At 45.1% G+C, this 15,353-nt stretch carries 10 protein-coding genes; 3 read left to right on the top strand and 7 right to left on the bottom strand.

Annotated features, from left to right (window positions below; all coding sequences use genetic code 11):
• Position 1: 1 nt before the first annotated feature.
• From hypB to hyaA, 7 genes are all read right to left on the bottom strand, one after another.
• Entirely contained in the window at positions 2-760 is a 759-nt protein-coding gene (gene hypB, locus K0625_RS14820; RefSeq protein ID WP_220110397.1) for a hydrogenase nickel incorporation protein HypB, read from the bottom strand.
• A 76-nt stretch (positions 761-836) separates the two neighbouring features.
• Positions 837-3,245: a carbamoyltransferase HypF gene (gene hypF / locus K0625_RS14815; RefSeq protein ID WP_333473857.1), complete on the bottom strand. Its 2,409-nt coding sequence runs from the start codon at positions 3,243-3,245 to the stop codon at positions 837-839.
• The gene (locus tag K0625_RS14810; protein ID WP_220110396.1) at positions 3,242-5,005 is read right to left on the bottom strand and encodes a Kae1-like domain-containing protein; all 1,764 of its coding nucleotides are present in this window, start codon (positions 5,003-5,005) and stop codon (positions 3,242-3,244) included. The genes hypF and K0625_RS14810 overlap by 4 nt, the downstream gene beginning before the upstream one ends.
• Entirely contained in the window at positions 5,002-5,562 is a 561-nt protein-coding gene (locus K0625_RS14805) for a HyaD/HybD family hydrogenase maturation endopeptidase (RefSeq protein ID WP_220110395.1), read from the bottom strand. The genes K0625_RS14810 and K0625_RS14805 overlap by 4 nt, the downstream gene beginning before the upstream one ends.
• 148 nt (positions 5,563-5,710) lie before the next feature.
• Entirely contained in the window at positions 5,711-6,373 is a 663-nt protein-coding gene (gene cybH / locus K0625_RS14800; protein WP_220110394.1) for a Ni/Fe-hydrogenase, b-type cytochrome subunit, read from the bottom strand.
• 21 nt (positions 6,374-6,394) lie between these two features.
• Complete coding sequence (gene hyaB, locus K0625_RS14795; protein WP_220110393.1) at positions 6,395-8,098, bottom strand: nickel-dependent hydrogenase large subunit; 1,704 nt, start codon at positions 8,096-8,098, stop codon at positions 6,395-6,397.
• A 3-nt stretch (positions 8,099-8,101) separates the two neighbouring features.
• Complete coding sequence (gene hyaA, locus K0625_RS14790; RefSeq protein WP_220110392.1) at positions 8,102-9,238, bottom strand: nickel-dependent hydrogenase small subunit; 1,137 nt, start codon at positions 9,236-9,238, stop codon at positions 8,102-8,104.
• Positions 9,239-9,644: 406 nt separating this feature from the next.
• On the opposite strand from hyaA, the gene K0625_RS14785 reads away from it, so the two are divergent.
• From K0625_RS14785 to hrpA, 3 genes are all read left to right on the top strand, one after another.
• On the top strand, positions 9,645-10,061 hold the full coding sequence (locus tag K0625_RS14785) for a CBS domain-containing protein (RefSeq protein ID WP_220110391.1): 417 nt from the start codon (positions 9,645-9,647) through the stop codon (positions 10,059-10,061).
• A gap of 105 nt (positions 10,062-10,166) precedes the next feature.
• Complete coding sequence (locus K0625_RS14780; RefSeq protein ID WP_220110390.1) at positions 10,167-11,282, top strand: GGDEF domain-containing protein; 1,116 nt, start codon at positions 10,167-10,169, stop codon at positions 11,280-11,282.
• A 110-nt stretch (positions 11,283-11,392) separates the two neighbouring features.
• Positions 11,393-15,268 (top strand): ATP-dependent RNA helicase HrpA, encoded by a 3,876-nt coding sequence (gene hrpA / locus K0625_RS14775; RefSeq protein WP_438944507.1) that lies wholly within the window; start codon positions 11,393-11,395, stop codon positions 15,266-15,268.
• The last annotated feature ends 85 nt before the right edge of the window (positions 15,269-15,353 follow it).

The raw sequence follows: 15,353 nt of genomic DNA, 5'->3' as shown, positions 1-15,353 counted from the left end.
ATTAAGCTCCTCTTTGATGCGTGTTAAGCCATTTGGCCAGCTGAGTCATGGATCTTGGATCTTTAATGGAAAGCTCAATGACATCGACATTGGGATTGAGCTTGGAGATCTGTGCTTTAGCCTCACTAATGCTGAAATCGAAGTGAGGTAATAGATCGCATTTGGTGATTAAAATTAGATCAGCGCGACGAAACATCACTGGGTATTTCTCGACCTTGTCATCCCCTTCAGGGATCGAAACCAACACAATATTAAGATGAGTACCAACGTCATAGGAGGCGGGGCAGACAAGATTACCGACATTTTCAACGAAGCAGATATCGAGGCTGTCGAGTTTAATATGGTGTAGGGCGCTGTGGACCATAAATGCGTCGAGATGACAGGCTGAGCCGGTTTGAATTTGATAAGCATCGATCCCTTTGGCTTTTAGCCTATCGGCATCGCGAGAGGTTTCAAGATCGCCCTCAATTACAGAGTATTTAAGGTTTGTATATTCATGTAAGTGTTCCAGCAGTGTGGTTTTGCCGCTGCCAGGACTGCTCATTAAGTTAAATGCAGTCACGCCATGGCTGTTAAAATGATCACGATTATGGCCAGCCTCAATATCATTTTTGTCGAGAATTTTATGGATCACAGACAAGGTTTTTTTATCATTGAGCTGGGGATTACTGTGTAGTTCGCTATGAGAATGATGGTCATGGTGATGCCCGTTGCTGTTATGAGCGGGGCGAGTCAGTGAACAACCGCAATCTTTACACATGGTGCTTCTCCATTTCATTCAATCTGGTCAATATGGTCTATATCTAACTAAGTTTCTTTGATTTTTGTCAGGAAAATTAAGTATTAATACTCTCTTGGGGGGCTTTGCTTAATGCCCCATTGATTTTATGTAGGCCAAACCAAAGTTGCCCAAGGGCGATACCGCCGTCATTAATCGGCAATTTTTGGCTGTCTAATCGTATGCTCTTCTGTTTTTTTAATTGTGAATGACAGGCTTCGCTTAGAAATCGATTCTGAAACACTCCACCACTGAGTACTACAGGTGCCCATGGATAGATTAGGGCTAATTGCGACACAGCGTCACAGATACAGAGCATGAACCCTTTTGCAATAAGTCCAACTCTTTGCTCTGTCAGCGTCTCTGCCGTTGTGGCATTAATGAGCTGCATTATCAGGTGAGTTGTGTCCCACTGATCTTTTACACGAGGCAGAGTGAAATGAAGCTCATCAGGTAAATCACTAGTCTGGTTTGCCGCGGCCTCAAGCAACATGCCAGCTTGGCCTTCGTATTGGTTACGATCTAACAAGCCCAGCAGTATGGCAACAGCATCAAAAAGACGGCCCATGGAGGAGGTTTGAATACAAGCACTACCACTCGACCATATTTTATGTAGATTACTGATAAGAGTTGGGTCACTGTTGTCGATGATGCTAATTGGCATTGCTAACACTTCAGAAAGAGAGTATTGCTGAAATAGCAGTGCCAGCAAGATGCGTTTAGGATCGTTAATCGCCTGTTCGCCGCCAATTAAGCTAAAAGATTTAAGGTGACAAATCCGTGTAAAGCCATTGATATCGGCGATCATCGCCTCACCACCCCATAGGCTTGCGTCGGTGCCGAGTCCTGTGCCGTCAAAACTAAAACCTAATACCTTATCTGTGTAGTGGTGCGTAGCCATCACACTTAAGATATGGGCGTAGTGATGCTGTACAGGTATTTGCGTTAAGCTACTGTCTTGCTTACAGCGTTGCTGAGCCCATTTAGAGGGGGAGTAGCCAAGGTGGAGATCATGACAGATATGTTGAGGGTTAAATCGATAAAGTCGCTCAAAAGTTTCTAAGGTGTGGTTAAAATACTGCTCAGCTTCCACAGAAAATAGATCGCCGATATGAGGGCTAAGAACAATCTGGTTGGCAAATGCAAAAGCTAAACTGTTTTTCTGTTGCGCTCCGACCGCCAATATATGACAAGGGATTTTCCTAGGCATTGGCATGCTAAAAGGGGCATAACCTCGAGCAAGGCGAAGGATCTGCACTTCCTTGCCTATGCATTGAATTACGCTGTCATCACAAGCGTTGAGTATGGGGCGATCGTGGTCGAGAATGCCATCGAAGACATCAGGTAGTTGACGTTGTATCTCTTCTGCATTGCAGATAATCGGCTCCCCAGAGCGGTTGGCACTGGTGGCGACCAGAGGACGCTGAAGTTGATCCATTAATAGTTGATGAAGTGGTGTATAGGGCAAGAAGATACCCAGTTTATCGATACCCGGCGCAATGGATGGGCTTAGGTCGATAGAGAGGGCTGTATATGCATCAGGCTTTGTATCAGGCGTTTTTGATTGATGCATTATAACGATGGGGCGTTCAATATTCGTTAACTGTTGCCACTCGAATTCAGCGCCAGTTACCCAGGTTTTCGCCATTTCGACGTTTGGCATCATTACGGCTAAAGGTTTACTGGGGCGTTTTTTTCGCTCTCTAAGACGACAAACCGCGTCATCATTACTGGCATCACACACAAGGTGAAATCCGCCCAAGCCTTTGATGGCAAGAATGTCGCCCTGTTTTAAACGTTCAACAGCATGTTCTACTGCTTGATATTTATCAAATAATACCGAACTTTCATGGGATAAAAAGCGCAACACTGGCCCACATTGAGGGCAGCTAATGGGCTGAGCATGATATCGCCTGTCCATGGGGTTTTGATAGCTTTGCTGGCACTGCTGACACATTACAAAATGTGCCATAGAGGTGTGCTTTCTGTCATAGGGAAGGGCATTTATTAATGAGTATCTTGGGCCGCAGTTAGTACAATTTACAAAGGGATAGCGATAGTGGCGATTAGTAGGATCTTTCATCTCGGCTAGGCAGTCACTACAGGTGCTTTTATCTGGAGAGAGCGAGACTATTGCATCGAGCTCATTATGACTCTCAACAATGACGAATTGAGTGCTATGGCTATCCTTAGCTAATTGAGTTTGCTTAATGGCATCGATGCGCGCCAGTGGCGGTGGCGTACTAAATTGGCGAATAAAGTCATTGACCTTGGACGATAATCCTTGAACCTCTATAGTCACGCCTTGGCTATTATTGAGCACAAATCCACTTAGGCCCAGCTCTATGGCATGACGATAAACAAATGGCCTGAATCCCACCCCCTGTACTATGCCTGTGATCACCAGTGAGACGCGTATTATTGGGTTTAGGGATTGAGTCATTATTGGAGCTGCGCTGAGATTCACCGCCTTGCTCCTTGTGTTTTTGATCTTCTTTTATTTAGGTAAAGGGCCCCAATGGCCAGGTTATTGCCGTCAATATCGAGTTGTCGATTAACCTTAAGAGGGAAATTTTTACCCAGTCGAAGTGAGATCCTCTGACTTAAGACTTGATTAGCAAACTCATCTCCAGCGAGGATGACACTCTTGATGCCGAAATTTTGATCTAAATGCTCTATCCAGTTTGCGATGAAATCAGCTAGCGAGTCTTGCATACCGAACGCCAGTTTATGGTGTTCTTTGTCATCGGCGAGACGAAAACTCATTAAGCAGCCTAAGGTTTTACACCAGTTTAAACTTCGGTGTGCTTCGCCTCTGGTTAAGGGATAATCAATGCGAGGAGCATTAACCCCTCGGTGGGACATAGCTGAGCTAATAAGAGCATCAGAGAGTGCTTTTTTGGACAAGCTTTTAGATGGGAGACCAAGGATGACCGCGGCGATGGCCCAGAGAGTTTGCAGATTGTCAGTTGGCTTATCAAAATGCAGATCAAGCAGACGTATATAATCCTGTGGGTAGCTATGTTTAAATTTTTCAAGCACTTGTCTTTGTGAACTTTGCTCTAACTGGTAATAGATGTCGTAACCTGTACTGGGAAGTTCTGGAAAAGAGAAAAATAACTCAAGATTACGTTTGCCATCTAAGGTGACTATCTGGTTAGTGTTGTGTTGGCTAAAGTAGAGGACTGCACAATTTTTTTGTTGGCTGTATTCAAGGCTCCCCGCGTGAAGGGCGCAGGTTGCGGCATCTTTTGAGTCGATATGAGAGAAAGTGTCAGCTTCTAGAGTCTTGATATCTGAGCAGCAGCTGAGTTTCCCCTTATTCCACTTAGCTGTGACGCCACTGTAGCAGGCTTCATCATGAAGCGGCTCAATCATGTTAGCGAAGGGAAGGAAGATCGGTTGATTCTGTTTAGTTGACTTAAGTTCACACCAGCCAGACTCAACCCAAGCTAGAGGTGTAACAGGATTATTGGAATAATAATAAACCCAAGTGATCCCTTTTTGTTTAAGTCTTTCAGCGATGACGATCAAAAGTCGGTTATGGGCAAAGTGCAAGTTATAAAGAGGGGCAGTTAGTTTTGAGTGGTTACACACAGGGCGAGCTGTTATCCAAGGTTTCTCTATACTGGATAGGGCTAATACATGATGCTCTTGCAAATGGAACAGGGCATTTAAATTATTAGGGTTACAGATTAGAAGGTTATTTTGTGATGAGCTGACTCCAGGATCAAGGCTGAGAGTGATAGCAGGCAAGCCGGGTAGCGTTAGCGCTTTTTGTGAGAGCAGAGTGTCGACTAGAGCCGATATGTCAGCATAAGATAGATAACGGTGGTCCTCTTGCAAGCGAGTCTGTCCTTGGCAGCATTCACAGGTCAGCCCAATGTCTCCAAATTGTGGTGATTGGTTATCACCAAATTGCGGCACACAGATTTGGCAAAACTCTTGCTCAACAATAGAACTAGTCAACGGTGTTCGGCTCCCTATGGGAGTATCAATGAGTAAGATTTGTGAATCAATAAGCCAAACCGAAAGTAAGAAGTCTTGAGCAATTTGATCGGCAAGTTGGCCCAGTGATTTAAGATCGCCTCTTGCTTCAATAAAATAGGTGAACTTATTTAGTCCGATAGTGATCGATAACCCCTCTATTTTCAGGTATTGATCACACAGGTGAGCGTAAAGAGGGACAGGTCTAGAGCAGGTGAATTCAAATCGAATATTTCTCATAGTAAGTTCTCAATGTTTGAAACTCCGCGTTTGTAAGAGCTAGGGATAGAGTCATGAATATCGATGTCATTGACTCGTTTGCATTCAAAGTTGAGCAGCTCGAGGTGAGTGATGAGAGTTTGCTCCATCAGGGGAGTAGCGGCTTCAATACGTTTTGTAATTCCCAGTACCATAGGTTCGAGGACAGTGGGGGTGACACCTAAGATAAAGGTTTTGGGTCTATCGCCGACCATATCCATCATGTTTAAGGTTTGCAGCATCTCAACTTCGTGGGCGCTACCTTGCCAATCAATCTCGCTAGGGGCCTTGTCAAAATCAAAGAAGTAGACCTCTCCTGGCATGACACCGCTGGCATTGACGGTATCGACGACAATCATGTAATCATATTGGCAGATGGTGGGAATGAGCCCTTGGGCTAATGTGCCGCCATCGGTAATATCGAGTTGATGGTCACAGTGAGTAAATTGATAGTTATCTTCGATATAATTGACAAAATGGACACCAATACCCTCATCTGCGAACAAGACGTTGCCTATCCCAAGTAACAATACTTTCATGCAATAATTGCCTTTTAACGGTAAATCTAGTTAACAATCATCAGCCTATGTTAAGGATATCTGTGCTGATTTTCTTGCTCTACAAAAAATGGGAAAGGTACATTCCAAAAATGGATGTACCTTGGTCAATGATTGTCTAATGTGATGACTACTTTTTGTGGTAGTCATAACCTGAGACGATCGAGTCCACAGAGTTATGTTTAAATCTGATCCCTGACCAGACAGCCATATAAACGTGGATCACAGTGAAGATAATAAATACCCATGTGAGGTAGTGGTGCCAGATTCTGACCTCAGCTAATCCCCCCATCTGAGCGGTTATCCAGGCTGCTGGTTCCCACATCATGCCGCCCATGCCTAAGTGATAGACGTTGGCGTACAGGACTAAGCCTGTGATACAGATAAAGAGAGCAGCAAAAGAGATCGCTGCATAAGTCACAAATTGAAGTGGACCATAAACCCCAGCTTTATGTAGATGACCACTCCATAGGTAAGATCTAAGCTGAACGAGCCAACTTTTCACGCTAAGCACATCTTGGATAGAGCGACGCTCAATGTCACTTTTACCGAAAAAGAACAGATAAAAACGCACTAAGGTCACAGCCGTCAGTAGAAAGCCAAACACTAAGTGAGCGAAACGGATATAGCTCTGAACCTGTACATCATTGCTTTCTGGTGCAACCAGAAACGGCCATGAAATATAGAATCCTGTGATCACCAGAATCAATATCGACAGTGCCCTGAACCAGTGAAATATACGGATCGCCGGACTGAAAATTAACGTTCGAGTATGGGTTGCAGAATGACTCATTTGCTATCCCTCCCTAATCTGTTATTGGCCGTTGGGCGAAATACGAAACTCACTCAACTCTTGTCCCTTGAAATCCATAACGTGTACCGAACATGCCATACAAGGGTCAAACGAGTGAATAATACGTATTACTTCTAATGGTTTCGTTGGGTCTTCTAGCGTCAGGCCTATAAGTGACGCCTCATAAGGGCCCATCTTGCCATTGGCATCGACGGGACCTGCATTCCAAGTTGTAGGTACCACGGCCTGATAGTTTTCAACTAAGCCGCCTTTGATGCGGATCCAATGGCTTAGCATCCCCCTTGGCGCTTCAATCATGGAGTAACCGGCATACTCTTTATCTGAGTCCATCACAGGTTTTGTATAGGTAGATTCATCTGATTGCATGTTGACCAACATGGCATCGAAAGTTTTCACCCCCTCTTCGGCCACAATTAAGGTCTGTAACATGCGAGCCGCAGTGCGACCTAAGGTTGTGAAAAGAGCTTCAACGGGTAAACCTGCTTCTGCTAAAAATCCATTAACAGATTCAACTACAACCTTATTGCCGCGGGCATAGCTGACTAATAAGCTTGATAATGGACCTACCTCTACGGGCTCGTCTTGGTAACGAGGAGATTTAACCCAGGAGTATTTACCATCGCCATCGAGTGTTGGCAGCTTGCCGTATACGGTTTCACGCTCAACAAAGCCTGTGTAATCAGGGATTGTTGTTCCATCATAAGGGTGTTGAGGACCATCGGATTTATACCAGGCATGGCTTACATCTTCCTTGATTAAATCAGGGTTAACATCGCTCACATTGGCCAGATCGCCATCCATTATTACGCCTTGATCAAAAATATATTCCCCATTGGCTAGTACAAAATCGTTGGTCGACATGAAGTTTTTAACATTAACACCACCGAGTACGCTGGGCTCGTTACTGAACGCGGTTGCGGCCATTAGCACGTCAGCTTTGTAGGCTCGGTGTATAAAGTCGGTGACGGTGGCATGTTTTTGTTTCCACTCCTGCAGTCGAGCAGGGCTCAACATATCTCGGACAGAGGTTACGCCACCCACGACTAACGATTGTGGATGAGGAGATTTACCACCAAAGATTGCTAACATTTCAGCCGCGATTCTTTGTACTTCCAACGCTTTGAGATAGTGAGATAGAGCTATTAAGTTTTGTTCTGGGGTGAATTTGTAGGTGCCATTACCCCAGTAAGCATTGGCAAATGGTCCCAACTTACCCGTTTCTACAAACCCTTTTACTTTCTCTTGTACAGCCCTGAGTTCGCCTTCACCAGCAGCGATCGGTTTATTGGTGTACTTCATCGCTTCGGCAGCAGCAGCGGCAGGATCGGCGCTTAGTGCGGATACCACATCAACCCAATCTAACCCATGAAGATGATAGAAGTGCACGATATGGTCGTGCATATACAAGGAGGTTTGCATTAATGAACGTAGGTACTTGGCGTTGAGGGGGATCTGAGTTCCTAACGCATTTTCGACTGCTTCAATTCCTGCGCGGTAATGAGAGTAAGTACAGACACCGCAAATACGCTGCACGATAAGACCGACATCCATCGGACTTCGCCCTTTTAAGATAACTTCTATTCCTCGCCAAAGGGTTGAAGATGACCAAGCTTTAGTGACCGTATTATTGTCATCAACCTCAACTTCAATACGCAGGTGACCTTCGATACGGGTGATAGGATCGATTACGACACGTTGACTCATTAATTACTCCTCCAAAGGTTTGGCAAAAATACTGGCAACGGCATGGGCACCAATGCCAACTGCTGTTGCGCCAAGGATAACGGCACCGACAGTGTCAGCTGTCGCATCCACCCCATGGAGGAGCTGTCTGCCCAGTGGCTTTTCGAAATCGGCCATATCGTCCCAGAAGTTGGGCTCTGAGCAGCCTATGCACCCATGACCGGCAAGTACTGGCCAACTGGTATGGTGGTTAAAGCGTTCGGTAGGGCAGTTGTTATAGGAGTAAGGGCCTTTGCAGCCGAGTTTATAGAGACAGTAGCCATCTTTAGCGCCCTGATCGCCAAACTCTTCAACGAACTCACCTGCATCGAAACGACCACGGCGTTCGCAGTTGTCATGAACACGAGCGCCGTAGGCCCATTTAGGACGGTTAAACATATCCAGAGCTGGTAGTTTGCCAAACATGATGTAGTACATCAGAGTACCAACGATATTTTTTTCGCTGGGCGGGCAGCCACCAAGGTTGATAACAGTTTTATCGATGACCTCATGAACCCCTTTGGCCTCTGTAGGGTTAGGGTGAGCGGCTTGAACACCACCGAAAGCAGCGCAGGTACCGACAGAGATAATGGCGGCAGCGCCTTCTGCAGCATGTTTGATTATCTCTAGTCCAGTATGACCCTTACAGCCTACTGTTAAAAAGCTGCCGTTATTGGCTGTAGGGATTGCTCCTTCAACGGCTAAGAGGTAACGGCCTTTATAGGCTTCCATTGCATGTTCTAGATTCTCTTCCGCCTGCCAGCCAGAGGCGGCCATTAAGGTTTCGTGATACTCCAAAGAGACATGATCGAAAATAAGTGAATCAAGGTTTGGGGTATCTGTTCTGATCAAGGACTCAGAACAACCGGTACATTCGGCCATATGAAGCCAGATCAGTGGGACTCTGTCTGCAAGCTCAGCCGCTTCTGCGACTAAAGAGCTAAATGGGAGGGGAAGCGCCAGCATGGCAGTAACTGATGCACTCCATTTCATGAAATCACGCCGGGTGATCTCATTTTCCATCATTTTATTTTCGAGAGAGTGTGGAGTACGGGCTTTAAGCTGGCGAAGCATATCCAAACGCGCTTTTCCCTGTTGATACAGGGCTGCATGTGTGTCCATGTTATACCTTTACTTGTTATTGTTATGTAAATGGCTATTTGTTGATTGCGTTACTCAGTCTATGCTTTAAAAATTTCCAATTATTGACATAAATCAAGCTTAAACAGGCTAATTGAGCTAGGTAGAGAACCTCAAGTAACAACATGAGCTAGATCAAAAAAAATAGATGCATTAGGACAAAATGTCCCACTTTGTTATCAGTGTGTTTCAGTAAATAATGCTAAAAAGAGGGGGATGAGTAGGAGATATATGCAGACAATTGATATTTTTAATGCTAGGTGACAAAAGTTGATTGAGCCACTAAATATAGGCTTACGGTAATTTAGATTAGAGCTATCGGTTGTTTTGTGTTCAGATATTTAATAGGTTAGGTAGACTGGGTTTATTATTTTCATAGGGGAAGATTATGGATTCTATAAAAATTACCGAGCATATGGATCGTCAACCAGTACTACTAACTGCAGATATGAATTTAGCGACTGCTGTTGATGCGTTATTAGACAGAAATAAACTTGGGGCGCCAGTGGTGGATGACGCTGGACACTTAATTGGCTTTCTCTCCCAGCAAGACTGCATGTCTGTGATGCTTAAAAGTAGTTACCATTGCGATCTTGTGGCGACGGTGAGTGATTGCATGCGCAGTGACGTACTTTGGGTGTCGCCTGAAGATAGTATCCTAAAACTGGCGGAGCAGATGCTCGGACCTAAGCCTAAGGTTTACCCAGTGGTCGAAGAGGGTAAGGTTGTTGGGACGATTAATCGAACCAATGTGCTTAATGCGATTAATATCTATATGCAGCAGTGTTATCTAGCGCCAGTATAAAGGGGATCTCTTGTTAAAAAGTGAAAGTGAATTTGGCACTTATAATGCTTGTCATTAGGCTAAGCTCACTTTACTTCTGACGCCCTTGGACTAAGCTTTTCTTCTATGAAACAAAGAGAAGTGATACGTCTTAATGAAGCATTAATTGTACAAGCCAACGCTGAAATAGTGAGGGGATTTGGCTGGTTTGTGCACTTTTCATGTATCTTTTTTCTCTTTATTGCCGTTATTAGCCTATTGAAAGTCGACACTAATGCCAACAGGGACTACCTGCAGATAGTCTTTGGTGTGAGTGGTGCAGTCTTTGCCGCTTCCTATCTTCGCATCACCATCAAAAAGTTTAACTATGACGATCTAAAACTCGCCTACATCAATCTGTTTTTTATCTTGTTTGCCTGGTTACTGCTAATGCTGGGCTTAATTGCGGTCGGTGATGAGTTCTGGCCATATGTGGACTTTATTGCTTTTACCTTGTCGATCTCTTTACTGACCTGTTTTTATCCCAATAGCCGATTTTTCTACAGTGGCTTGCTGTTTGTCTGCTTGTCCATGATTACCATGCATCTCTATATTCGAAATGAAGATATCTTGATGTTTCTTGGGAGCTACCTGACCGTAAGCTTTGTGCTAAATCATTGCCGAGTTTCGTTCGCTCAACATTTTTATGATGGGCTAGCCAGTCAACATGAGAATACATTACTGTTGTCAAAATTAGAAAACTTAGCCATGCGAGATGGCCTGACTGGGATAAGCAACCGCAAATATCTCGATGACAGACTCAATATTGAGATTAAGCGGGCTAAACGGTGCGGTAAACCTTTGAGTATGATCTTATTGGATGTGGATCATTTTAAACGTTATAACCAGAGTGTGGGCCATCAAGCTGGGGATCTGTGCCTAATCGATATTGCTAACCTCATACAGGGCTGTATTCAGAGGCCCGATGATATGCTTGCCAGATATGGTGGTGAAGAGTTTGCAATACTGCTACCGGACACAGGATTAGAGTCGGCGGTTAGAATTGCCAAAAAAGTACAAACAAAACTTAAAGAGGCAAAAATGTTGCACCCAGACTCCCCCCTAAGTGGGTGGACGACGCTGTCGCAGGGGATCACTGTGTGGGAGCAAGGGATGAGCGCCAATGTTTTTTTAAAGCAGGTTGATAAGGCGCTCTGTGACGCTAAACTTGCTGGGCGAAACTGTTACGTCGTCTACTCTTGAGTCGATAAAGGTCATCTCTTTCTATTTTTACGACTAGGCTAATTTTCCATACCATTAGCGCCTGTTCCTTGCTAGGATCCCTTTTTTGTTTTTAAAAGTGGGATCTGGTCTTGAGTTCGCAACAACATCCTCTATCAAACGCTTACCTTAATCTTTGCTATCAAGCAGATGCCTCCAAAATTAAGCGTCGTCTCTATAGGCTAAATAAAGAGGTCGATTCTGATAAGAAGCGTGCCAATCTTGAAAAGCTTGAAAAGCAAGCCGTTGAAGCATTTGAGAAGGTAGAGAAGCGCCGTCAAGCCCGTCCAGAGATCAGTTATCCTGAAGGTCTACCAATTTCGCAAAAACGTGAAGAGATAGCCCGCGCCATTGCGGGTAATCAGGTGGTGATCATCGCAGGGGAAACAGGGTCGGGTAAAACCACTCAGTTACCAAAAATCTGTCTCGAGCTAGGCTTGGGCTGCCGTGGCCTTATTGGTCATACTCAGCCTCGACGACTCGCAGCAAGAAGTGTTGCCACCCGTGTCGCGGACGAGCTTAATAGTCCTTTAGGTGAAGCCGTAGGCTTTAAAGTAAGATTTGCCGACGCCATTAACCATGACTCCTACATCAAGTTAATGACCGACGGTATTTTGTTGGCTGAGCTGTCCAATGATAAGTTTCTAGATCAGTATGACACCATCATTATCGATGAAGCACATGAGCGAAGCCTGAATATCGACTTTATTTTAGGCTATCTTAAAAGTGTTCTGAAGCGTCGTCCTGACCTTAAGGTGATCATCACTTCAGCCACTATCGATCTTGATAAGTTTTCACAGCATTTTGGCGATGCACCTATTATTGAGGTGTCCGGTCGAACTTACCCGGTTGAGACCCGTTTTCGCCCCTTAGTTCGCGACAGCGATGAAGATCTTGATCTCACCGAGGGGATTTTTGAAGCGGTTGATGAGCTAACCAAAGAGGGTCCTGGGGACATTCTTATTTTTATGAACGGCGAACGAGAGATCCGCGATGTCGCCGATCAGCTTAATCGACGCCAATACCGCGATACCGAAATTTTGCCTCTCTATGCGCGTCTCTCCTATGGCGAACAGTCAAAGGTGTTTAAGAGCCACGTGGGGCGACGAATAGTGTTAGCCACCAACGTTGCTGAAACATCGTTAACTGTCCCTGGGATCCGTTATGTTATCGATCCCGGTACAGCGCGCATCAGTCGATATAGTTATCGCACTAAGGTGCAGCGTCTGCCGATTGAGCCTATCTCTCAAGCCAGTGCGAATCAGAGACAGGGTCGATGTGGCCGTGTCGCGCCTGGGATCTGTATACGTCTCTATGGCGAGGATGATTTTATTAATCGTCCTGAATTTACCGATCCTGAGATTTTACGTACTAACTTAGCGTCAGTTATTTTGAAGATGCTATCGATTGGTTTAGGTGATATTGGCTCTTTCCCCTTTATTCAGCCACCAGATCAGCGCTATATCCAAGACGGCTCGCTTCTGCTTGAGGAACTTGAGGCTGTGACTAAGAGTAAAGGACGTTTGGCGTTAACCGCCTTGGGCCGCCAACTGGCCACGATCCCAGTGGATCCTCGTTTAGCGCGTATGGTGATTCAGGCGAATCAAAATGGTTGTTTGCATGAAGCACTCGTCATTACCTCGGCGCTCTCTATCCAAGACCCCCGTGAGCGGCCTATGGATAAAAAGCAGGCCAGTGATGAGGCTCACAAGAAGCACAGTGATAAAGATTCAGATTTTGTCTCCTATGTGAATTTATGGGATCACATCAAGTCACTACAGAAGCAACACTCATCCAGCCAGTTTAGAAAACAGTGTAAGAAGGAGTTTCTTGCCTATTTGAGAGTGCGAGAGTGGCAAGACCTTTATACTCAGTTAAAACAAGCTGTGCATGATCTTAAATGGCGTCTTAATAGTGAGCCAGCCGATTATGAACTGCTGCATAAATCCTTATTAACAGGCCTTTTGAGCCATGTTGGTTTTAAAGATAAAGACAATGAGTATTTAGGTGCTCGTAATCGAAAGTTCTTTGTGTTTCCAGGTTCCCCTTTGGCCAAGAAAGGGCCTAAATGGATCATGGCGGCGGAGCTTACTGAGACATCCCGTCTGTTCGCTCGTTGCTGCGCCAAAATTCAGCCGGAGTGGATTGAGCCTTTAGCGGGTCATTTGATCAAGAAAAACTACCTCGAACCGCATTTTGAAGCAAAGCAGGGCAGTGTGGTTGCCTTAGAAAATCAGTTGCTATATGGCTTGATGGTAGTCAACAGACGTAAAACCCAATATGGGCCAGTTAATCCAGTTGAAGCGCGAGAGATATTTATTCGCAGCGCCCTTGCAGAGGGGGAGCTGCGGACAAATGAGTCGTTTTTTATTAAGAATCGTAACTTACTGCAGGAAGTTGAAGCTCTAGAGCATAAGTCTCGTCGCCGTGACATTTTAGTCGATGAACAGGCGTTGGTGGACTTCTATGAGCCTAAAATACCTGAAGGTATCTACAACGCGCCTAAGTTCTTTAGCTGGTGGAAGCGTGAGCGCAAACAAAATCCAGATCTGCTGGATTTTGAACGTGAACAGTTGATGCAGCGTGGAGATTCACATATCTCAGCTTTAGATTTCCCTGATTTTTGGCATCAAGGGAACCTAAAGCTATCGGTCAGTTACCATTTTGAACCCTCTGCTGACGATGATGGCGTTGCCATTCACGTGCCTGTAGCCCTGTTAAATCAGATAGAGAATGTGGATTTTGACTGGCAGGTTCCAGGTCTGAGGGAGGAGAAGTGTATTGCGCTTATCAAATCCTTACCGAAATCTATCAGACGTAACTTTGTCCCTGCCCCTGATTACGCCAAAGCCTGTTTACAAGCGATGAAGCCGTTTGAGATGAGTTTAGTTGAAGCCATGTGTAAACAGCTTCTGCGCATGAGTGGAACTCGGGTTAACCCAGAGGACTTCGATCAGAGTCAGCTAACTAAACATCTTCTGATGAACTTTAAAGTAGAGGGTGACAAGGGGAAGTTGGTTGCTCAAGGCCGTGACATTGAGGTGTTAAAAGCGAGCTTGCAGGGGCAGGTTTCCCAAGCTATTCGTAAAGTGGCAGATTCTGGTATCGAAAAATCTGAACTAACCCAGTGGTCCTTTGGTGATCTGCCAAACCAGTTCCAGCAGAAGAAAGGTAACTTCGAAGTTAAGGCATTTCCTGCGTTGGTTGATGACAAAGAGAGTGTTTCGATCAAACTATTTGATGACGAAAATGAAGCGCTTCGCTCTCATCGTGGTGGCTTGCAGCGTCTGCTGCTGATCAATATGCCATCACCGGTTAAGCACCTGCAAAAGACCTTGCCTAACAAGGCCAAACTTGCGATGTATTTTAACCCTTTTGGTCAGGTGCAGATCTTAATTGATGACATACTCGCTGCCGCGGTTCAGCAACTGCTGGATGAGAAAGCATTGAACGTGCGCAATGAAGCTGATTTTGAAGTTGCCAAAGAGTGGGTTAGGCAGGAGCTTAATCCAACTGCGGCAAAATTAGCACTCAAGGTTGAAGAGATCTTGACCCTGTATCAGAAGATAAAGAAGCGACTCAAAGGCAAGATAAGCTTAGATATCGCCTTTGCCATGAGTGATATTCAGACCCAACTGGATAAGTTGGTTTATAAGGGCTTTGTTGAAGGTTGTGGTTGGAGAAGACTGGCTGATATGGCGCGTTACCTAAAAGCGGTGGACAATCGTTTGGATAAACTGCCTATCGACCCAAACCGAGATCGCTTGCATATGCATAGCATTAACAATGTTCAAAATGCCCTTGAGGAGCAGCTGGGCAAGGTGCCACGATCGAATGCAATACCTGAAGCTCTGCTAGATGCGAGATGGATGATAGAGGAGTACCGTGTCTCCTGCTTTGCCCAAGTGTTAGGTACTGCCTATCCTATCTCTGAAAAACGGATATTGAACCGTATTAAAGAGAGTTAACTCTATTTAATACTGATTGGTATCACCTTCATTTATCGTTTAAAGCGCAGCCTACACTGCGCTTTTTTATTACCTCAAATTTACC

It is taken from the genome of Shewanella nanhaiensis (assembly GCF_019457885.1).
Taxonomy (GTDB): Bacteria; Pseudomonadota; Gammaproteobacteria; order Enterobacterales; family Shewanellaceae; genus Shewanella; species Shewanella nanhaiensis.
Note: the sequence above shows the minus strand (reverse complement) of the source record. Positions and strands in the feature narration are given on the sequence as shown.